20 protein-coding genes are annotated in these 19,552 nt (G+C 63.0%); 10 read left to right on the top strand and 10 right to left on the bottom strand.

Going from position 1 to position 19,552, the window contains the following annotated elements:
• Positions 1–25 precede the first annotated feature (25 nt).
• Both NKH54_RS24640 and NKH54_RS24635 read left to right on the top strand, forming a co-directional pair.
• Positions 26–823, top strand: a complete 798-nt coding sequence (locus NKH54_RS24640; RefSeq protein WP_023833911.1) for a glycoside hydrolase family 25 protein — start codon at positions 26–28, stop codon at positions 821–823.
• Positions 824–855: 32 nt separating this feature from the next.
• Positions 856–2,085 (top strand): lytic murein transglycosylase, encoded by a 1,230-nt coding sequence (locus NKH54_RS24635; protein WP_353029202.1) that lies wholly within the window; start codon positions 856–858, stop codon positions 2,083–2,085.
• 25 nt (positions 2,086–2,110) lie between these two features.
• On the opposite strand, the gene NKH54_RS24630 is transcribed toward NKH54_RS24635, so the two are convergent.
• Entirely contained in the window at positions 2,111–3,010 is a 900-nt protein-coding gene (locus NKH54_RS24630) for a LysR family transcriptional regulator (protein WP_023682153.1), read from the bottom strand.
• A 131-nt stretch (positions 3,011–3,141) separates the two neighbouring features.
• Between NKH54_RS24630 and NKH54_RS24625 the strand changes: the two genes are divergently transcribed.
• Positions 3,142–3,873: an SDR family oxidoreductase gene (locus NKH54_RS24625; protein WP_023682154.1), complete on the top strand. Its 732-nt coding sequence runs from the start codon at positions 3,142–3,144 to the stop codon at positions 3,871–3,873.
• Here the strand turns inward: NKH54_RS24625 and NKH54_RS24620 are convergent.
• Positions 3,870–5,090: an alanine racemase gene (locus NKH54_RS24620; RefSeq protein WP_023668250.1), complete on the bottom strand. Its 1,221-nt coding sequence runs from the start codon at positions 5,088–5,090 to the stop codon at positions 3,870–3,872. The two genes, NKH54_RS24625 and NKH54_RS24620, sit on opposite strands and share 4 nt — an antisense overlap.
• Positions 5,091–5,301: 211 nt before the next feature.
• Here NKH54_RS24620 and NKH54_RS24615 point away from each other — a divergent pair, with 211 nt between their 5' ends.
• Positions 5,302–6,219 (top strand): DMT family transporter, encoded by a 918-nt coding sequence (locus NKH54_RS24615; RefSeq protein ID WP_352626765.1) that lies wholly within the window; start codon positions 5,302–5,304, stop codon positions 6,217–6,219.
• Positions 6,220–6,671: 452 nt separating this feature from the next.
• Here the strand turns inward: NKH54_RS24615 and metF are convergent, their stop codons facing one another.
• Both metF and NKH54_RS24605 read right to left on the bottom strand, forming a co-directional pair.
• Positions 6,672–7,589, bottom strand: coding sequence for a methylenetetrahydrofolate reductase [NAD(P)H] (gene metF / locus NKH54_RS24610; RefSeq protein WP_353029201.1), 918 nt, complete (start codon positions 7,587–7,589; stop codon positions 6,672–6,674).
• Positions 7,589–8,611 carry an ArsR/SmtB family transcription factor gene (locus tag NKH54_RS24605; RefSeq protein WP_023735976.1) on the bottom strand — a complete coding sequence of 341 codons (1,023 nt, stop codon included), beginning with the start codon at positions 8,609–8,611 and terminating at the stop codon, positions 7,589–7,591. Before NKH54_RS24605 ends, metF begins: the two co-directional genes overlap by 1 nt.
• 167 nt (positions 8,612–8,778) lie before the next feature.
• On the opposite strand from NKH54_RS24605, the gene tsaA reads away from it, so the two are divergent.
• Both tsaA and NKH54_RS24595 read left to right on the top strand, forming a co-directional pair.
• Entirely contained in the window at positions 8,779–9,285 is a 507-nt protein-coding gene (tsaA, locus tag NKH54_RS24600; RefSeq protein WP_027050634.1) for a tRNA (N6-threonylcarbamoyladenosine(37)-N6)-methyltransferase TrmO, read from the top strand.
• Positions 9,282–9,596 carry a DUF2293 domain-containing protein gene (locus NKH54_RS24595; protein WP_023668245.1) on the top strand — a complete coding sequence of 105 codons (315 nt, stop codon included), beginning with the start codon at positions 9,282–9,284 and terminating at the stop codon, positions 9,594–9,596. Before tsaA ends, NKH54_RS24595 begins: the two co-directional genes overlap by 4 nt.
• 6 nt (positions 9,597–9,602) lie before the next feature.
• Here NKH54_RS24595 and NKH54_RS24590 read toward each other — a convergent pair whose 3' ends face one another.
• Entirely contained in the window at positions 9,603–10,109 is a 507-nt protein-coding gene (locus NKH54_RS24590) for a hypothetical protein (RefSeq protein ID WP_023682159.1), read from the bottom strand.
• A gap of 152 nt (positions 10,110–10,261) precedes the next feature.
• Here NKH54_RS24590 and NKH54_RS24585 point away from each other — a divergent pair, with 152 nt between their 5' ends.
• Positions 10,262–11,224: a D-amino acid aminotransferase gene (locus NKH54_RS24585; protein ID WP_023668243.1), complete on the top strand. Its 963-nt coding sequence runs from the start codon at positions 10,262–10,264 to the stop codon at positions 11,222–11,224.
• Positions 11,225–11,369: 145 nt separating this feature from the next.
• On the top strand, positions 11,370–12,212 hold the full coding sequence (locus tag NKH54_RS24580) for an SDR family oxidoreductase (RefSeq protein WP_023690853.1): 843 nt from the start codon (positions 11,370–11,372) through the stop codon (positions 12,210–12,212).
• Positions 12,213–12,271: 59 nt separating this feature from the next.
• On the opposite strand, the gene NKH54_RS24575 is transcribed toward NKH54_RS24580, so the two are convergent.
• Positions 12,272–12,883, bottom strand: coding sequence for an MOSC domain-containing protein (locus tag NKH54_RS24575; protein ID WP_023714785.1), 612 nt, complete (start codon positions 12,881–12,883; stop codon positions 12,272–12,274).
• 196 nt (positions 12,884–13,079) lie between these two features.
• Here NKH54_RS24575 and NKH54_RS24570 point away from each other — a divergent pair, with 196 nt between their 5' ends.
• Complete coding sequence (locus NKH54_RS24570; RefSeq protein ID WP_023668240.1) at positions 13,080–13,646, top strand: methyltransferase family protein; 567 nt, start codon at positions 13,080–13,082, stop codon at positions 13,644–13,646.
• Here NKH54_RS24570 and NKH54_RS24565 read toward each other — a convergent pair whose 3' ends face one another.
• From NKH54_RS24565 to ettA, 3 genes are all read right to left on the bottom strand, one after another.
• On the bottom strand, positions 13,647–14,768 hold the full coding sequence (locus tag NKH54_RS24565) for a beta-ketoacyl-ACP synthase III (protein WP_023714787.1): 1,122 nt from the start codon (positions 14,766–14,768) through the stop codon (positions 13,647–13,649).
• Positions 14,769–14,899: 131 nt separating this feature from the next.
• Positions 14,900–15,670: a trans-aconitate 2-methyltransferase gene (tam, locus tag NKH54_RS24560; RefSeq protein ID WP_023725378.1), complete on the bottom strand. Its 771-nt coding sequence runs from the start codon at positions 15,668–15,670 to the stop codon at positions 14,900–14,902.
• Between the two features lie 49 nt (positions 15,671–15,719).
• Positions 15,720–17,369, bottom strand: coding sequence for an energy-dependent translational throttle protein EttA (gene ettA / locus NKH54_RS24555; RefSeq protein WP_023688009.1), 1,650 nt, complete (start codon positions 17,367–17,369; stop codon positions 15,720–15,722).
• Positions 17,370–17,602: 233 nt separating this feature from the next.
• On the opposite strand from ettA, the gene NKH54_RS24550 reads away from it, so the two are divergent.
• Complete coding sequence (locus NKH54_RS24550; protein ID WP_353029200.1) at positions 17,603–18,889, top strand: GGDEF domain-containing protein; 1,287 nt, start codon at positions 17,603–17,605, stop codon at positions 18,887–18,889.
• 5 nt (positions 18,890–18,894) lie between these two features.
• Here NKH54_RS24550 and NKH54_RS24545 read toward each other — a convergent pair whose 3' ends face one another.
• The gene (locus NKH54_RS24545; protein ID WP_156933926.1) at positions 18,895–19,509 is read right to left on the bottom strand and encodes a hypothetical protein; all 615 of its coding nucleotides are present in this window, start codon (positions 19,507–19,509) and stop codon (positions 18,895–18,897) included.
• Positions 19,510–19,552: the final 43 nt, after the last annotated feature.

Genomic DNA, 19,552 nt, shown 5'->3' with positions numbered 1-19,552 from the left:
GGCTGATTCCGGCTCGGGAAATGCGATGCGCCGTTTCGCGGCCCTCATCACGTTGACGCTGCTGGCCGCCTGCTCGACCGCCGGCGATCTCGTGCCCTCGATGTCGCCATCCAGCAGCCCGACGGTTGCCGTGCGCGCACCGCGTTTCGAAGACTCCAAGCCGCATGAATGGGATAGCGGCGCGCCTTGGAACTATGCCGTTCACGGCACCGACGTCTCCAAATACCAGACCTCGGTCGACTGGCCGACGGCCAAGGCCAGCGGCATCTCCTTCGCCTTCATCAAGGCGACCGAGGGCGGCGACCGTTTCGACGAGTATTTCAACGAGCATTGGTCGCGCACCAAGGCCAATGGCATTCCGCGCGCGGCCTACCATTTCTTCTATTTCTGCACGCCTGCCGCCACCCAGGCGCGCTGGTTCATCCAGAACGTGCCCGTCGACCGCTCGGCCATGCCGCCGGTGCTCGACATGGAGTGGAACCCGCAATCGCCGACCTGCCGGCTGCGCCCGGATTCAGCGACGGTGCGGGCCGAAATGACCACCTTTCTCGAGATGATCGAGCGGCACTATGGCAAGAAGCCGATCATCTACACCTCGGTCGACTTCTTCGACGATAACGACCTTGCGACCTTCCGCGGCTATCCCTACTGGCTGCGCTCGGTGGCCGGCCACCCCCGCCAGAGGTACGGCAGCCACCCTTTCACCTTCTGGCAATACACCGGAACCGGTATCGTGCCCGGCATGAACGGCAAGTCCGATATCAACGTCTTCAACGGCACTGAGGCAGCCTGGAAAAAGTGGCTGCGGCAGAACACCCGTTGACACCGGCTCTACCGCCTGCTTTTCGACGTCCCATGCGCACCTACCTGCAGCCACTGGGATATTTACGCCGGAAACAGTCGAAGAGCCGCCTGCGCTCCGGGCTGCTCGCGGCCCTGCTGCTCGGCGCTACGGCGATGCCGGCGGCGGCGCAGGAATGCGGCGGCGACTTCGAAACCTGGAAGCAAGGCGTGGCGGCGGAAGCCAAGGCAGCCGGTGTCGGCGCTGTCGGCCTTAACGCGCTGGAGGCCGCCACCATCGACGACAAGGTGCTCGCGCGTGACCGCGCCCAGGGCGTCTTCGCCCAGACCTTCATTCAGTTCTCCAACCGCATGATCTCGGCCTACCGGCTGAAGCAGGGCGCGGCCAATCTGAAGAAATACGCCGAAATCTTTGCGGGCGCCGACCAGCAGTTCGGTGTCCAGGCGCCGATCATCACCGCCTTCTGGGGGCTGGAGACCGATTTCGGCGCCGTACAGGGCGATTTCCACACGCTGAGCGCCTTGGTGACGCTGTCGCATGACTGCCGCCGCCCGCAGCTGTTTCGGCCGCAACTGCTGCCGCTGTTGACGCTGATCGATCGCGGCGTCGTTCCGGCCGACGTCACCGGCGCCTGGGCCGGCGAGATCGGCCAGACGCAGATCCTGCCTTCCGACTATCTCGCGCGCGGCGTCGACGGCGACGGCGACGGCATCGTCGACCTCAGGCGCAGCGTACCCGACGTGATCATGACCACGGCCAACAAGGTGCTGTCGCGCGGCTGGAAACGCGACCAGCCGTGGATCGAGGAAGTGCGCGTGCCCGAGGACATGCCCTGGGAGCAGACCGGCCGCACCAACAAGCTGCCGCTGTCTCAATGGGCCGCGTGGGGCGTCACCAATCCCGATGGCACGCCGCTGATCGACAATGGCCTGAAGGCCGGCCTGGCGCTGCCGATGGGCCGCAAAGGTCCGGCCTTCCTCGCCTACGACAATTTCGACGTCTATCTCGAATGGAACCAGTCCTTCACCTACGCGCTGACCGCCGCCAACTTCGCCAGCCGGCTGGCCGGGGCAAAGCAGTTCGACCCGCGCAATCCCGAAACCGGGCTCAATGGCGACCAGATGAAGGAATTGCAGACCAAGCTCGAAGCCAGGGGCTATGACGTCGGCACCGTCGACGGCATTCTGGGCACCAACACCCGCGAAGCCATCCGCAAGGAACAGATGCGGCTCGGCATGCCGGTCGACGGCTGGCCGACGCCGGAGCTTTTGGGGAAACTGTGAGTAGAATCTGCCCAAGCTGGGTTCCTTATTCCCTACTCCTTGCCCGGACGAAGTCGATAAATGCCCGCAAAGCCGGGGGGACGTGCCTCGAACTCGGGTGATACAGGAAGAAGCCTGGAAAGCTGGGCGACCAGGGCTCTAGAAATCTCATCAGCCTGCCCGCATTGATCCAGGACTGGACCTGATAGTCGATCATGTAGGCAACGCCTGCTCCACCCAGCGCCGCGTTCAGCATCAGCTCGGTGTCGTTAACAGTCAGGCTGCCCTCGACGGCGATTTCCAGAGACCGTTTGCCGCGCGCGAACTCCCATCGATAGAGGTTGCCGCCACCAGGCCACTGGAATGTTATGCATTGGTGCTGATGCAACTCCTGCGGATGGCGCGGTATGGCCCGATTTTCGAGATAGACGGGAGCGGCCACCGCCGCCATCTGCAAATCCCCGCTCAGTTTCACTGCCACCATGTCCTTCTCCAGCCGCTCGCCAAGCCTGATTCCGGCATCGAACCGTCCTCGAACAATGTCGGTCAGCGTATCGTCGACGATGACGGTCAGCGCGATATCAGGATAGGCGCGTTGGAAGTCGCCAAGGATCGGGCCGATGAACCGCACCGCGGCAACACGCGGCACGTTTATTCGTAGCGAACCCGCCGGCCGATCACGCGCGGCTTGAATGTCCGCTACGGCGCCCTCCAGCTCTTCGAACGCAACGGCAAGGCGCGCAAACAGCGTCTCGCCGGCACCAGTGGGTGAAACACTACGCGTCGTGCGATTCAGCAACCTGATGCCGATGCGAGCCTCCAGTTGCCGAATCGACTGGCTGAGCGCCGGCGGGGAAACACGCAGCCGGGCGGCGGCGCGGACGAAACTACGCTCTTCCACGATTGCGGCGAATGCCTTGAGCTCGGCGAATTCAGAACCGCGCATTGTGTATCCCTAGATTAACAAGCTAGTCAGATAATAGGCCATTATCTGATCAGTTGCATGGCCCTATTTCTCGACTAGCGGACCCGTCAGATGAAACCGGCACGGGCCTGAATGATTGAAGGAAACGTATCATGCCCAAGTCCTTGCAAGGCAAAACCGCACTCGTCACCGGCAGTTCGCGCGGCATTGGGCGAGCCATCGCCGAAGGACTCGCCTCCAAGGGCGCTGCCGTCGTCGTCAACTATGTCGGCAACCACGAAGCCGCTGACGAGGTCGTGGCCGCCATCGCCGGCAGGAGAGGAAAGGCGATCGCCGTCCAGGCCGACATATCAAGCGTCTCGGATATTCATCGCCTGTTTGACGAGGCTGAGAGTGAGTTCGGCGCGATCGACATCGTGGTTGCCAATGTCGGCGTCGCCGTCATCAAGCCTCTGACGGAGGCAACCGAAGCCGATTTCGACCATGTCTTCGGCACCAATGCCAAGGGCACCTTCTTCGTGCTTCAGGAAGCAGCGCGCCGTGTGCGAAACGGTGGCCGCATCATCGCGGTCTCCACCGGCGGCACCAAGATGTTCTTCACGCAAACGGCGCTCTATCTCGGCAGCAAGGGCGCCGTCGAACAATTCGTCCGTGTGCTCTCGCGTGAACTCGGACCGCGCGGCATCACCGTGAATGCGCTGTCGCCTGGCTTCACCGACACGGACCTGCTTCCCGAGCGCGATCGCGCCGTGGCGGCCGGCATGTCTCCATTTGGCAGGATCGGCGCGCCCCGCGACGTTGCCGATGTCGCGGTCTTCCTGGCCAGCGACGAGGCCCGCTGGCTGACCGGCGAGAATATCCAGGCCGGTGGAGGCGTCGCCTAATCCGCCATCGTCTCCAAACTCGCGAATCCCTGCGGCGCATCGCCTTCATCGAAGGGTGTCGTCACCTCGACGAAGGTATCGGGATAAAAGCCGTTGAAGCGGGTTCTTAGCGACAGCGAATAGGCGCCGATATGGCCGATCTCGATCCAGTCGCCGGTGTCGACGGTTTCCGGCAGCCAGAACGGCCGGGATAGAATGTCGACGGAATCGCAAGTCGCGCCGCAGACCTTGAACGGCACGATGTTCTTTTCCTCGCCATTGCGCGAGCGGATGGCCGGATCGGGGATGAAGCGCGCCGGCAGGGTGATCTTGCCGGTCCATGAATCCGACAGCGAAGCCCAGATGCCGTCATTGATGTAGAGCCGCTTGCCCTTGCGCAGCAGCACGCGCACGATCAGCGACAGGCAGCGCGCCACGATCACCCGGCCGGGCTCGGCCACCAACGGGATCTGGTCGAACTGGTATTCCCTGAGGTCGCCCGACAGCCGCGACATGATCTGGCCGAGCGACGGCATCTCGATCTGCTTGCGATTGGGGTCATGGCCGTACTCGGCGGGAAAGCCGCCGCCGACATCGAGCCCCGCAATGTCGAAGGTCAGCCGGTTGCGCACCCAATCGGCGGAGGCCAGCGCCCGTTCATAGGTGTCGGGATCCTCGATCTGGCTGCCGACATGGAAGCATAGGCCGACCTTGTAGCCGGTGCGGTTGAGCCGCTCGGCGAGTTCCACCGCATAGGCCGGCCCGGCGCCGAATTTCTTCGACAGTTCATAGGCCGCCGAACCCTTGGTCTGGATTCGCACGAACACGCTGATGGAGCCCGGATCGATGTCAAGCGCCCGCACCACCCGCGTCAGCTTGGTGATCTCGTCCTCATGGTCGAGCGAAATGACGCGGATGGCGTATTTTTCCAGCGCAAGCTTGATGTCCGACTGCGCCTTGACCGGATGCATGTAGAGCATCTCGGCGTCGGGTGAGACGGCGCGCACTGCGGCGAACTCGCCGGGCGAGGCCACATCGAAGGCGGTGACGCCGGCTTCGACCAGCGCCTTCAGCACGATCTGCTCGCCATTGGTCTTGACTGCGTAGGCTGTCTTGCCGGGAAACATGCCCATGAACTGTTTGGCATCCGCCTTCAGCACCTGCGGGCGAAAGCAGTAGACCGGATCGTCCGGCCGAAGCGCCAGCGCCGCCTCGCGGGCATTCTCGAATCGCTGCATGGACGAATCCCCTGACTTCTCGGCTGCGCACAATTAATCCAAGCTAGCGGCCAAAGAAAACAATTCTGTGTCTGGCGGGCACTGACCCAGCGGCGCATCCTGCTGGCAGCACTGTTGCCAGCAATCAGGTTTCGGGTGGCTCTTGTCGCCGGACCCGATATGCCTTCTGCCTGAGTGGCTGGCATTGATGCCGCGGGGAAGGACGTTCACGATGGCAATAGCCACGACAGCCGTGCAGCGCGGACCGATGACGGCAAGCGACTGGGGACAGCTTCTGCTGCTCGGCGCCATCTGGGGCGGCTCGTTCTTCTTTGCCCGCATCGCCGTTGCCGAAATGCACCCGCTGGTGCTGGTGCTGTTTCGCGTTGCCATTGCGGCCATTGCACTGCAGCTCTATCTCGGCATTCGCGGTCCGTCCTTCCGCCTCGCCTTCCCGCATGCCGGCCTGTTTTTCCTTTTGGCGCTCGCCAACAATGTCGTCCCGTTCTCGCTGATCTTTGCCGGCCAGACCGCGCTTGGCGCCGGCGTCGCATCGGTGCTCAATGCGACGACGCCGTTCTGGACGCTGATCCTCGCCAACGCGCTGACAGCGGACGAAAAGCTCTCCTGGAACAAGCTTGCCGGCATCGGGCTCGGCATCGCCGGCACCGCTGTCATGATCGGCCCCGGCCTGCTGGCCGGGCTCGGCGGCCCGGTCTGGGCGAAATTCGCGCTGATCGGCGCCTCGCTGTCTTACGCCGTCGCGCTGATGATTGCCCGCCGCTTCAAGGGCGTGCCCTCGCCGGTCATCGCCACCGGACAATTGACGGCGTCGACCATCATCATGATCCCGGTGGTGCTGCTCACCTATGGCCCGGCCGGCCTGTTCTCGGCCTCGCCGCCGGTCTGGACGGCGGTGCTGGCGCTGGCGCTGCTCTCCACCGCCTTCGCCTACATCCTCTATTTCAACCTCGTCGCCTCGGCCGGCGCCACCAACGCCTCGCTGGTCACGCTCATCGTCCCGGCCAGCGCCATCCTGCTCGGCCTCCTGTTCCTCGGCGAGCGGCTCGCTCTGTTCGAGTTCTGCGGCATGGCACTGATCGCGCTTGGCCTGGTGACGATCGACGGGCGGTTGTTTGGTCGGCGCTAATGCTGTCGACCAAAAGTGCGCAGCGGTTTTGGGACAACGACGCGCTTTAGCTCTGGTAGCGCTGCCATGCCTCGCTTTCGCCACGGGCGCGTCACAATTTATTCACAGGCTGCCAGCGGCTTTTGCCGAAGAGTTTCAACGCTTAACGACAGGTGGCAGGTCGCAAATTCCACAATCGCGTCGCATTGCAGCATATTTTCCGCTTGCCTGTGGCACAAATGCCCCTAGACTCCCATCCATAGCTCTTGAAGAAGGAGACTATGACATGGGACTTACGAGGCCAATCAACGCATTGATGATCTGTGCTGCATTTGCCTTCATTGGCGCCCTTATCATAGGTGTTCTTCCGTAACCGCCGGAGCGGAAGAAAACAGCAGCAATAGCCCACAAATTCGAAAGGCCGGGTGTTTCGCCCGGCCTTTTGCATTTCAGATTTCATACCACGATGAAGCTCAGGCGGCGGCGGATCCAGCTGCCTCTGTTTCGTGGGAGCGGATGCCGATCATATGGCAGATGGCAAACACCAGGTCGGCCCGGTTCATGGTGTAGAAATGGAAGTCGCTGACGCCGCGCTCGACGAGATCGAGCACCTGCTCGGCCGCCACGGCAGACGCCACGAGCGCATGCGTCTGCGGATCGTTGTGCAGCCCTTCGAAACGCTCGGCCAGCCATGCCGGCACCAGCGCGCCGCAGCGTGCCGAGAAATTGGCGACCTGGGTGAAATTGTGCACCGGCAGGATGCCAGGCACGATCGGGATGTAGATGCCGGCACGGCGCGCCTTCTCGACATAACGCTCGTAGAGATCGTTGTCGAAGAAGAACTGGGTGATCGCCCGCGTCGCGCCATTGTCGGCCTTGCGCTTCAGCATGTCGAAGTCGGTGGCGAAGTCGGGGCTTTCCGGATGCTTTTCGGGATAGGCCGAGACCGAGATGTCGAAATCGCCGGCGTCCTTCAGCGCTCCGACAAGTTCGGCGCCATTGGCATAGCCATCGGGATGCGGCCGGTAGGCCGTACCGACACCCGCCGCCGGATCGCCGCGCAACGCAACGAAGCGCTTCACGCCCATATTGGCGAATTCGCGGACCACGGCATCGACCTCATGGCGGGCGGCGTCGACGCAGGTCATGTGAGCCGCCGGCGTCAGCGCCGTCTCGTTCAGGATGCGCTTGATCGTGCGCGCCGTGCGTTCACGCGTCGAGCCGCCGGCGCCATAGGTCACCGAGACGAATCTCGGCTTCAGCGGCTCCAGCCTGGTGACGGTGTCCCAGAGCCTGGCTTCCATCTCGTCGGTCTTCGGCGGGAAGAACTCGAAGGAAACGCGCACCTTGTCGCCGATGTCGGGACGGCGGGAAAAGCGGAACTGGTTCATCAGGCGATTTCCCCCATAGGGTACGCTTTGGTGGGTTGGGTGTCATTTGAAGGCTCGGCCATCAGCATGCGGCGGTCGCGGCCGAGCCACAGCTTGACGGTGAGCCTGGCTTCGTTGCCGCCGCGCGGCTCGAATTCCTGGGCATCCTCGAGATCGAGCCCGGCATCGGCAAACCATTCGGAGATCTGGCGGTCGGAAAAGCCCAGCCTGACATGCGCATGCTGGTCGCGCAGGAATTCCAGTGCATGCGGCGCGAAATCGACGATCACCAGCCGGCCCGACGGGCGCAGCAGCCTTGCCGCCTCGCGGATGGCGCGGGCGGGATCGTCCAGATAGTGCAGCACCTGATGGATGGTGACGAGGTCGAAGGCGTCGCGCTCGACCGGCGGCGCGAAAATGTCGCCTTGGCGGACCTGGGCATTGGCGATGCCTGCCTTGTCGAGATTGGCCCGCGCCACCGTCAGCATTTCGCGCGACATGTCGATGCCGACACCGCGCCGGTAGAGCGGCGAAAATATCTCCAGCAGCCGCCCGGTACCGGTGCCGAGGTCTAGCATCGACTGGAATGGCCGCTTGCCGACCAGCTTGAGGAGTGCGGCTTCCACCGCGCGGTCCGGCACATGCAGCGAGCGGATGTGATCCCAGCTGGCGGCGTTCTCGGAGAAATACTCGGCGGCACGGTCCTGGCGCTTGCGCTTGACCGATGCCAACCGCTCGAGATCGCGCTCGACCTGTGGATCGGCGCCGCGAATGCCAGAGACCAGCCCCATGACGAAGTCGCGCGCGGAATCCGTATCCGACAGCCGGAAGAAGGCCCAGGAGCCCTCCTGGTAGCGGCCGATCAACCCGGCCTCCAGCAGCAGCTTCAAATGCCGCGACACCCGCGGTTGCGACTGGCTGAGGATCTCGGTGAGGTCGGACACGGTGAGATCGCCGCGCGACAGCAGCGCCAGGATGCGCAGCCGGCTCGATTCGGCCGCAGCCTTCAACGTATCCACCATCGTATCGAGCGAAACATGCATCGGCGCGTTCTCGTTGAAAAAGATATAAACATATGTTTATGTCAGCTTTGACGACATGGCAAGGCCTATGTCGCTTCCTGACAAGAAAATGCCGCACACATGGTCCCCGCCTGAGAGAACCGCTTTTCCCTGACGATCGGCTGGAAACTTGTGCTAGGGCGAAAGCCATGTTCGAGACGCGCGACGGCGAAAAGCTCCTGCAGACCGACCCGGCTGACATGCCGGCGGATGGCCATATCGTGTTCATCGGCCGCATCGCCTCGCCGTGGACATCCAGGCAAACCTGCCCGAAGAACATGCGCGCGGCGCGCGAGACAGGACAGGCGGCCACCGTTCTCATCGACCCACCCTATCGCGACGGCCTGCTTGCGCTGGAGCGGGCCAGCCACATCGTCATCCTGTCCTGGCTGCATCACGCGCCGCGGGCACTGATTGTCCAGAGACCCCGCCATGCGGCTGAGCCGAAAGGCGTTTTCTCGCTGCGCTCCCCTGCCCGGCCGAACCCAGTCGGGCTGCATATCGCCGGCCTGATCGCCGTCGACATCGACCACGGCCGCATCGCCATCGACGCCATCGATGTGCTCGACGGCACCCCGGTGATCGACATCAAGCCCTATTTCGCCTCGACCGACGCCTTTCCCGAGGCGACCATTGCCGGGCGTGACGAAAAATGAGCGCGCCCACCGGCCGCCGCCGCGCCATCGCCAAGGCGCTGACCGCACTGCTGCCCCTGGCGCCCTATGCCGATATGGAGAAAATCCGCACCGAGGCCGGCGCCGTGCACATGAAGACGCTGCCGCCGGGCATCGCGGTCTGGCTGGCGACGATCGCCCATATCAGGCACGGCCATACCGACTATGAAAAGCTGCTGGCCGAGGGCTATGACCGCGACTCGGCGCGGTTCTTCGTCATCGAGCAAACAAACATGGTGCTGACCCGTTGGCGCGCCACGCGCCTGCTCGATGCAGAGGACGAAGAGGAATAACTTCAGCTACCGTCGCTTCAATACGGCAACCGCATTGTAGGGCTGGCCGTCGGCCTGGCCAACCCAGGTCCAGGACAGGTTCCCTTTGAAAAATCGGACGGTGATGCCGCCACCGTCGATGCACTTGTCCTGGCCGTAGCTGATGTTTTCCCGGTATTCCGCCGAACTGTCGTCGCGAGAAATCTGGGTCAACGATCCGCCGCAGCCGAGCGACGGATAGTCGATCGACGCGGCGCCATCGCCGATTGTCATTGCGATCGCCCAATCGGCGCCGGCAGCACCGGCCGGACTTTGATGACCGCTGCCGGTCCAGACGCCGTTGAGCCCCGCCGCGTTGACCACGCAAGGCACGTTCTGAAAGATCGGCGTCAGCTCGCTGCCCGTCTTCTCGCAACGATAGGTCTGGCCGTTCTGGCACAGCGCCTCGCCCTCGCGAGCGCATTGCGCGAAGGCATGGCCAGTGACGAAGACGAGGAAAATTGCAAAGCTGATGGTCCGAAAAGATCTGCCCATTTTGCCCCTCCCGGCCGGATATTTTCAAGCCGGACCATAGGGCATATCGAATGTGCTACCTAGGACAAACAGCGATGGTTGGGTGGCCCTATGCCGCCTGCAGGGGACCACTAGCTTGAATCTGCCGCATCAAGCCGAAGGGACCAATCGCCATGAACCGAAGCGCAGCAGCCGGTAGCATTGTGCCATTGCCGGCTTTGTCGGATCGCCATATCGATCCGCATTCCTATCCCGACGGCATCGCCTTTCTCGATGGTCAGTATCTGCCGATGTCGCAAGCCAAGATCTCGGTGCTGGATTGGGGCTTTCTGCATTCCGACGCCACCTACGACACCGTGCATGTCTGGGACGGGAGCTTCTTCCGACTCGACCTGCATCTCGACCGCTTCTTCGCCGGCTTGCAAAAACTGCGCATGACGATCCCGTCCGACCGCGATGGTGTGGCCGAGATTCTGCACAATTGCGTGGCGCTGTCGGGCCATCGCGCCGCCTATGTCGAAATGCTGTGCACACGCGGCGCCTCGCCGACCTTCAGCCGCGATCCGCGCCAGGCGGTCAACCGCTTCATGGCCTTCGCAGTTCCCTTCGGCTCGGTCGCCAATGCCGAGCAGTTGCGGCGCGGCCTGCATGTCGCCATTAGCGACAAGGTGCGCATTCCGCCGGTCTCGATCGATCCGGCGATCAAGAACTACCACTGGCTCGACCTCGTGCGCGGCCTCTACGACGCTTATGACCGTGGGGCCGAAACCGCATTGATTCTCGACTTCAACGGCAATGTCGCCGAAGGCCCCGGCTTCAACGTGTTCTGCGTCAAGGACGGCAGGCTGTCGACGCCAGCCGCCGGCGTGCTGCCCGGCATCACCAGGCGCACCGTCTTCGACCTCTGCGCCGAGGCAGCGCTTCCCACCACGGCCGTCGACGTCAGCGTTGCCGCGCTGAAGGCTGCCGACGAAGTCTTCATCACTTCCACCGCCGGCGGCATCATGCCGGTGACAGTGATCGACGGCGCTGCTGTCGCCGACGGCAAGATAGGCGGGATCACAAAGCGCTTGATGGCGCTCTACTGGCAAAAGCATGACGACCCGGCCTGGTCGAGCCCGGTGCGCTATCCCTGACCGGCGAAGGTCCTGCTCCACACGATGACGTGACCAAAAAGATTCCCCCTCGCCTCTGGAAAATCGCTCGACGCACCGTATATCGCGGAAGCGGAGAAGCCTCCGCTTCCCAGTTCACGGCCCGCATGGGCAAGGATTCCACGTCATGACAAGCAAGGTTTGGTTCATCACCGGATCGTCGAAAGGCTTTGGCCGAGTCTGGGCCGAGGCCGCACTCGCTCGCGGCGACCGTGTCGCCGCAACCGCGCGCGATGCCGGCACGCTCGCCGATCTCGTCGCGAAATACGGCGATAATGTCGCCGCGATCAAGCTCGACGTCACCGACAAGAAGGCTGTCGATGCGGCCATCGCCGAGGCGCACAAGCGCTTTGGCCGGCTCGACGTCGTCATCAACAATGCCGGCTATGGCCATTTCGGCGCCATCGAGGAAGTCAGCGAACAGGAAGCCCGCGACCAGATCGAAACCAATGTGTTCGGCGCGCTCTGGGTCACCCAGGCGGCTTTGCCGATCATGCGGGCGCAGGGCTCCGGCCACATCATCCAGATCTCGTCGATCGGCGGCGTCAACGCCTTTGCGTCGCTCGGCCTTTACCATGCCTCGAAATGGGCGCTCGAAGCCTTCAGCCAGTCGCTCAGCATCGAGGTCGCCGAATTCGGCATCCATGTGACGCTTGTCGAACCGGGCGGCTTCTCCACCGATTGGTCCGGCGCCTCGGCCAAGGTCTCCAAAGCGATCGAGGCTTACGCGCCGGCCCGCGCCAAGATGGCGGAACGCCGCGCCAACTCGGTCGCCGGCGACCCCGAGGCCACCGGACCGGCGATGCTTGAAATCGTCGACGCGGCCGAGCCGCCGCTGCGCGTCTTCTTCGGCGATGGCGGCCTGCCGATGATCAAGCAGGAATACGCCAACCGCATCGCGCTGTGGGAAAAGTGGGACCACGTTTCCGTCGAGGCGCAGGGCGCCAAGAAGAACCGCAAGGCGGCCTGAGCGCGTCTTGAAATCCGGCTGCGTCGCCCCGGCGGCGCAGCCCTTGCCCTAGCCCGGTGCTAGGATCGATAAATCCACTGCTCGGGCACTCGCACCGAGATCTCTTCCCCTGTTGTCATACGACCCGGTTTCTCGACCCAGGCAACGAGGCCGCGCAGCCGTTTCGCCGCCTTCGGGAAGGCCAGCGCGCCGGCCTCCCGATCGGCCATCCCGGCGTTTTCGGCAATCGAACGTCCGGCAAGGCGGCAAGGTCCGTTCTGCGCATCGACCTTGATCGTCACGCCACCTCTGAAGAACAGCAGCGTGCCTGACGGCAGCATCGAGAGATGCGGCACGCCTTCGATCAGCAGATTGGCGCCGATCCATTCCGGCTTGATCTCGGCCAGCCCCATCCGCTCGGCAACGACGGCGAGTTCATCCCCTGCTACGATTGATATCTGCCGCTCGTTGCGGATTTCGGTGCCGCGCGGATACCAGGGTTCGCGACCGCCCGAACGACGGGTGGCGCCGGCGTGGAAGTCGCCGTCGATGCCTTCGAAACCGAGCTGCAATGCTTCCACCGGGCGCGTCTGGAAGTGATTCGACGGTGCGGCGTAGAGCGCCGTCACCCTGGCTACGAGTTTTCGCGCTGAAATGATCTCGATCGGAGCCTCAGGGAAAAGATCCAGCATGGCTTACTCCTTGTGCAAGGCGGCATTAGCGATAGCCATGAGCCCGGTCCAGTCCAAAGCAATGATGATCCGATCAAGCGGGCTGATGGCAGCCGATCACGATCTTCTTACCGCGGATCGCATATCCTATCGTACTGCGCCGCATTGCCGCCGTGCTGCACCGGCCTCATGGTGAGACAAGTCTGCGGAGGTTTCCATGCGTCCCGGGACTGCAATCGCGCTGCTTTGGCTGATCTGGGTCGTGTCCTGGTTTCTAGCCGCCTTCTGGGCCGACCCGGCGAAAAAGCGTGCCGGCATCCAGGAGGAGCTTCGCTATCGCGCTTTGTGGTTGATCGGCGCGGTGCTGCTGTTCATTCCCGCGCATGGCTATGCCGGCCGGCTGCGATTCTGGTTTCCGACCCTTGCCGAAGCGTGGATCTGCGCAGGGCTTGTTGCCGTTGGCCTGTTGTTCGCCTGGTGGGCGCGGTTGCATCTCGGCCGTCTCTGGTCGGCTTCGGTGACGGCCAAGGCCGAGCACCGTGTCGTCGACACCGGTCCCTACAGAATGGTCCGCCACCCGATCTATACCGGACTGCTTCTGGCGATGCTTGCCACAATGGCGGCCAAAGGCACGGTCTGGGGAATCGCCGGCGCGATTCTTCTCACCATCGGCATCGTCATGAAGGCAAGGCTGGAGGAACGCTTTCTGCGCGGAGAACTCGGCAACGCCTATGATGACTATGCCCGCAGCGTACCGATGCTGGTGCCGTTCATGCCGGCCTGATTACAGCATCCGCAAAAGCGCGCCACCGATCGAATAGCCGGCGCCGAAGGCGCACAGCACGCCGAAATCGCCGGGCTTCATGTCGGCGTGGTTTTCCGACAGCGCGATGATGGCGCCAGCGCCGGCGGTGTTGCCGAGCCGCTCCAGCACCATCGGCGCGCGGTCATGGTCGACCTCGTGGCCGAAGGCCAGTTTCAGGATCATGGCGTTCATTCGCGCATTGGCCTGATGCAGCCAGAATCGCCTGATGGCTTGCGGCGTCAGCCCGTGCTCGGCGAGGAATTCGACAATGAATTTGTGGCCGGCGACGGTGACTTCCTTGAACACCTTGTTGCCGACCTGTTTGATCAGATTGCCTTCGAGGTTGATCATGTAAGGATCGTCCTGGGCGGTGCGGGTGTGATAGCCCAGATTGGTGCGGATATTGTTCGACATCTGCGTCCAGGTGCGCGTGTCCAGCACCTCGAAACGCCCCGGCCGCCTCTCGCCCTCGCCCAGCCCCTCGACCACCATCGCCACCGATGCATCGCCGAAGATGAAATGCGTCTGCCGGTCGCGGAAATTGAGATGGCCGGTGATGATCTCCGGCGTGACCACCAGCACGCGCTTGTGCGCGCCCGCCCGGACCAGATTGGCCGCAATGTGCAAGGCGGCCGCGGCCGATGAACAACCAAGCCCCATGTCGAAGCCGGCGCCCTTGGTGCCCAGCGCCTCCTGCATTTCGATGGCGATCGCCGGATAGGGCCGTTGCTGGTGCGAGGCCGAGCAGATCACCAGGTCGATGTCGGACGGCTTCAGGCCGGCATGGTCGAGCGCCTTCCGGGCCGCGGCCACTCCAAACTCGGCCTGCAGCGACAGCGCATCATCGGGCCGCGCCGGAATGCGCGGCGCCATGCGGGTCGGATCGAGAATGCCTTCGCGCTCGATGACATGCCGGGTCTGGACGCCTGAGGCATGGACGATGAAGGCGCTGTCGGATTTTTGCAGCAGCGTCTCATCCGGGCCTTGCCGGCGCGCATTCTCCGTGTCGACCCAAGCGTTGAAACTGGCGACCAGTTCTTCATTGGTGATCTTGGCTTCAGGGATTTCAACGCCGATGCCGCTGATGATGACGCGATGCATATCCAGTCCGTCCATGCGCAGGCGTTGTCGTTCTCATGTGAACGACCAGGGGGCGCGACACAACACTTTTCTCACCCCACCGGTTTACGCCGGCTTAAACCATAGGCTGTGGCCGGATGTCATCGGGAGTGCTAGCCGGCCCGCTTGGCGACGATGAAAATGCGCGGGAAGCGCAGCAGCACCTTGCCGTTTGCGGTCTTCGGATAGGCCTTGGCAATTTTGGCCGTGTAGCTGTCGAGGAAGATCTTGCGCTCGTCGGCGTCCAGCGGATCGAGGAAAGGCTTCAGCCCCGTCGACTTCACCCATTCGACGATCGCCTCGGCGTCGGTCAGCGGATGATTGTAGGCCGTATGCCAGATATCCACCCGGTCGGAGAGCGGCGACAAGAGATCATAATAGAACGACACCGCCGGCAGCGGTCCGCGCGCAGCACCTGCCATCTTGGCGGCGAACGGCATTTCGGCGGCCGTCTCGCGCATCACCTGATGCGACGGCTCAAGCAGATTGTCGGGCATCTGGACGGCGAGCGCGCCACCGGGGGCGAGAAAGCCCATCAGCCGCTGAAACACTACCGGGTGGGTGGGCAGCCACTGGAATACCGCGTTGGCGAAGATGACGTTGACCGGCTCGGCCGGTCGCCATGTCGAGGCATCGGCGAGGTCGAAATTGACGCTGGGCAGGCGCGCCTTCGCCTTCTCGATCATGTCGGGAGAGGTGTCGAAGCCGCTGATATCAGCATCCGGCCAGCGCTCGACCAGCAGCTCGGTCGAATTACCCGGGCCGCAGCCGATGTCGACCACCCGGCGCGGGAAATCCACCGGCACCTGCGCAACAAGATCGCGCGCCGGCCGTGTGCGCTCATCCTCGAATTTCAGATATTGGGCGGCTGACCAGTCGGTCATTCAAGCTTTCCTCGTATCAGTTGAGAAATTCGCCGCCCCGGTTGCTCCCTTACCGCGTCAGCCTCTTGTAGGTCATCCTGTGCGGGTTGACGGCTTCGGGGCCGAGACGACGGATCTTGTCCTGCTCGTAGTCCTCGAAATTGCCCTCGAACCATTCGACATGACTGTCACCTTCAAAGGCCAGGATGTGGGTGGCCAGCCGGTCGAGGAACATACGATCGTGCGAGATGATGACGGCGCAGCCGCCAAAGTTTTCCAGCGCGTCTTCGAGCGCCGCCAGCGTTTCGGTGTCGAGATCGTTGGTCGGTTCGTCGAGCAGCAGCACATTGCCGCCGGTCTTCAGCATTTTTGCCAGATGCACGCGGTTGCGCTGGCCGCCGGAGAGGTTGCCGACCTTCTGCTGCTGGTCGCCGCCACGGAAGTTGAACGATGCGCAATAGGCGCGGGTGTTGGCCTCGAACTTGCCGAGCTTGACCACTTCGGCGCCGCCCGAGATTTCTTCCCAGACGGTCTTTGACGGATCGAGCGCATCGCGGCTCTGATCGACATAGCCGAGCTTCACCGTTTCGCCGATGCGGACAGAGCCGGCATCCGGCGTTTCCTGGCCGGTGATCATGCGGAACAGCGTCGTCTTGCCGGCGCCGTTCGGGCCGATGACGCCGACGATGCCGCCTGGCGGCAGCTTGAATTCCAGGCCTTCGATCAACAGCGTGTCGCCAAAGCCCTTCGACAGGCCTTCCGCCTCGATCACCACATTGCCGAGCCGTTCGCCATGCGGAATGACGATCTGCGTATCGCTCGGACGCCGCTTGTCGGCTGCATCCAGCAGGTCCTGGAACGCCTGGATACGCGCCTTGGACTTGGTCTGGCGAGCTTTCGGGCTGGACTGGATCCACTCGCGTTCGCGACCGATGGCACGCTGGCGGGCGTCGTCCTCGCGGCCTTCCTGCTTGAGGCGCTTGGCTTTGGCTTCGAGGTATTTGGTGTAGTTGCCCTCATAGGGGATGCCGCGGCCGCGATCGAGCTCGAGAATCCATCCGGTGACATTGTCGAGGAAATAGCGATCGTGGGTGATGATCATCACCGCGCCGGGATAGGCGCGCAGGTGTTTTTCCAGCCACGCCGTGGTCTCGGCGTCGAGATGGTTGGTCGGTTCATCGAGCAGCAAGAGGTCGGGCTGACGCAGCAGCAGCTGGCAGAGCGCGACGCGGCGGCGCTCACCGCCCGAAAGCTTGGTGACCTCGGAATCCTTGGGCGGGCAGCCCAGCGCTTCCATCGCCATCTCGACCTGCTGTTCGAGATCCCACAGGTTCAACCGGTCCATCTCGTCCTGGAGCTTGGCGGACTCGTCAGCCGTCTCGTCGGAGTAGTTCATCATCAATTCGTTGTAGCGCTCGATGATGGCGGTCTTGGCGGCGACGCCTTCCATGATGTTCTCGAACACCGTCTTGTTGGCATCGAGCGCCGGCTCCTGCGCGAGATAGCCTACGGTGGCGCCTTCGGCGAGCCAGGCTTCGCCGTTCCACTCCTTGTCGAGCCCGGCCATGATCTTGAGGATCGTCGACTTGCCCGAGCCGTTGGGGCCGAGGATGCCGATCTTGGCGTCGGGATAGAAGGAGAGATGGACATTCTCAAGCACCTTCTTGGTGCCATAGGCCTTGTTGAGGCCGGCCATGTGATAGATGAACTGGCGTGCCACGCGCGCTTTCCTTGATGATTGACCGAAATGTCGGATTGAATGGAGGTTGGCCGCTATGTAGGCGATGCCGGGCCGAACGGCAATCGCTTTTGCATTTCAAGCCGGGTGTACACCGCACGTTAAGTTTTCCGCCGGTTGTAGGGAGCGTTGAAATCCCCGGTTAACCCTTCAGCGTCAAAACAGGATCGATCGCTGGCCTGTCGCGATCGAAAGTAAAGATCGGACCGAAGGTAGTGCTGAACAGTTTCCTGCTCCTTGCCGAAGCGGTCGTCTACTTCAGCGTCATGGTCACGCTGTTCCGCTTCAGGGATCGCATCGGCCTCGGCGTCTTCGTCTGCGCGCTCGGCGCCATGCATTTCCTCGAAACCTATCTCGCCAGTGTCTTCTACGTCGCCCTGCCCTTCGGCATGGTCTCGCCAGGCTCGGCGGTGCTGTTTTCCGGCAAGCTGGTGATGCTGCTTCTGCTCTACATGAAGGAAGATGCGGCCACGGTGCGCCAGCCGATCTATGGCCTTTTGCTCGGCAACGCCTTGATGATCGGGCTGGTCCTGATCCTGCGCCTGCACGATATTTCAGCCCTTTCCGACGGCAAGCTTCCCGATATCGGTTTCATCGACCAGTTGGGCTGGCTGATGGTGTGGGGCACGACGCTGCTCTTCATCGACGCCATCCTGATCATCCTGCTTTACGAAAAGCTCGGGCGTTATCTGCGCAAGGCGCCGTTCTCCCGCATCCTGATTTGCGTCGCCTGCGTGCTCACCTTCGACCAGGCCGGATTTTTCACCGCCCTGCATTTCGTCGCAGGCGCACCGATTGCGGTCTTCTTCGGCGGCTGGTTGGCCAAGATGGGTGCCGCTTTTGCCTACAGCGCCATGCTTGTCGCCTACCTCAGATGGTTCGAAACGCGTCAGGTCGTGGCACCCCGCGGGCTGTCCGACGTCTTCGACACGTTGACCTATCGCGAGCGCTACGAAGCCCTGGTCGAACATGTCGGCCGCGACGGCCTCACCGGCCTCTTGCACAGGGGACGCTTTGACAGCGACGGCGAACGTCTGGTTGCTGTCAGCCTGCGCACGGCCCAGCCGCTCAGCCTGCTGATCGTCGACGTCGACCATTTCAAGTCGATCAACGATCGCTTCGGCCATGCCGAGGGCGACAGGGTGCTGAGATCGATCGCCCAGGTACTGACCCAGGCGGCCGGCGCGCACGATCAGGTTTTCAGGATCGGCGGCGAGGAGTTCGCCATCCTTTGCTCGCAGCCGCATGCGGTCGCCAGGTTGCTCGGAGAAAACCTCCGCCAGGCCGTCAAGGCGTGCGTAAACCGGTTCGACATCAGCGTCAGCGCCGGCATCGCTACTGTCGACGAGACCGTAGCCTCGCTTGCCGATCTCTTCGCCCTTGCCGACGAGCGTCTCTACAGGGCCAAATCCACCGGGCGTGACCGCGTCGTCGGCGAAGCGCATGACGATGCCGAAGACCTCAGTGCCTGGCCATTGTCCACACGTGGCGTCAGCGGATAAGGCTGTCAGCTCCGCTTGCGCTGCTGCAACGCGCCGACCGCAACTGAAACGGCTATCAGCGCGATGGCCAGCCATTTCAGCGTGGTGATGATCGGACTGGCGTCGATGTCATAAGCGATGAACAACAGAATGCCGGGCACCAGCAGGCCGCACATGACCAGCATGATGCGGTTGATCTGCCAAGACACTTTTGCCGCCAGCGCTTCGTCACCGGCTTCGCCGACAAGACCGGCGCGCATCTCCCGGGAGATGGCCAACGCGCTCGACAGGCGCATGGAGATCGGCAAGCCGAGCCCGATTATGAGGAAGGCACACGCCGCCAGCAGAGCCGAGAATTTGAGCGCGCTGGTCTCGGCCGGCACCGGAAACAAAAGTGTCGCCAGCGGCAGGAAGACACAGACGATGCCGAGCGCGGCAATGGCGATGAAGATCGCGGCATTGACCCAAGTGAACAGCTGGTAGCGGCCTGCCCCGATCGGCGCGGCAAGCACGCGCATGCGCGCCCACTCGGCATCGGTATAGGAAAAGCCCGGCCATTCCATGCGGCCGTCTTTTATGGCTGTCATTCCCCTGGCCCAGAAAGCCAGCCGCGCCAGCCCGCCTGATGTCATGCCACTCATCGCCACCCCCGCCGAATGAAACACATCCAGACCGTATCACCGC

Origin of the sequence: Mesorhizobium sp. M1004 (genome assembly GCF_040318795.1) — a bacterium.
Lineage (GTDB): Bacteria > Pseudomonadota > Alphaproteobacteria > Rhizobiales > Rhizobiaceae > Mesorhizobium.
This window is presented reverse-complemented; position numbering and strand designations above follow the sequence as displayed.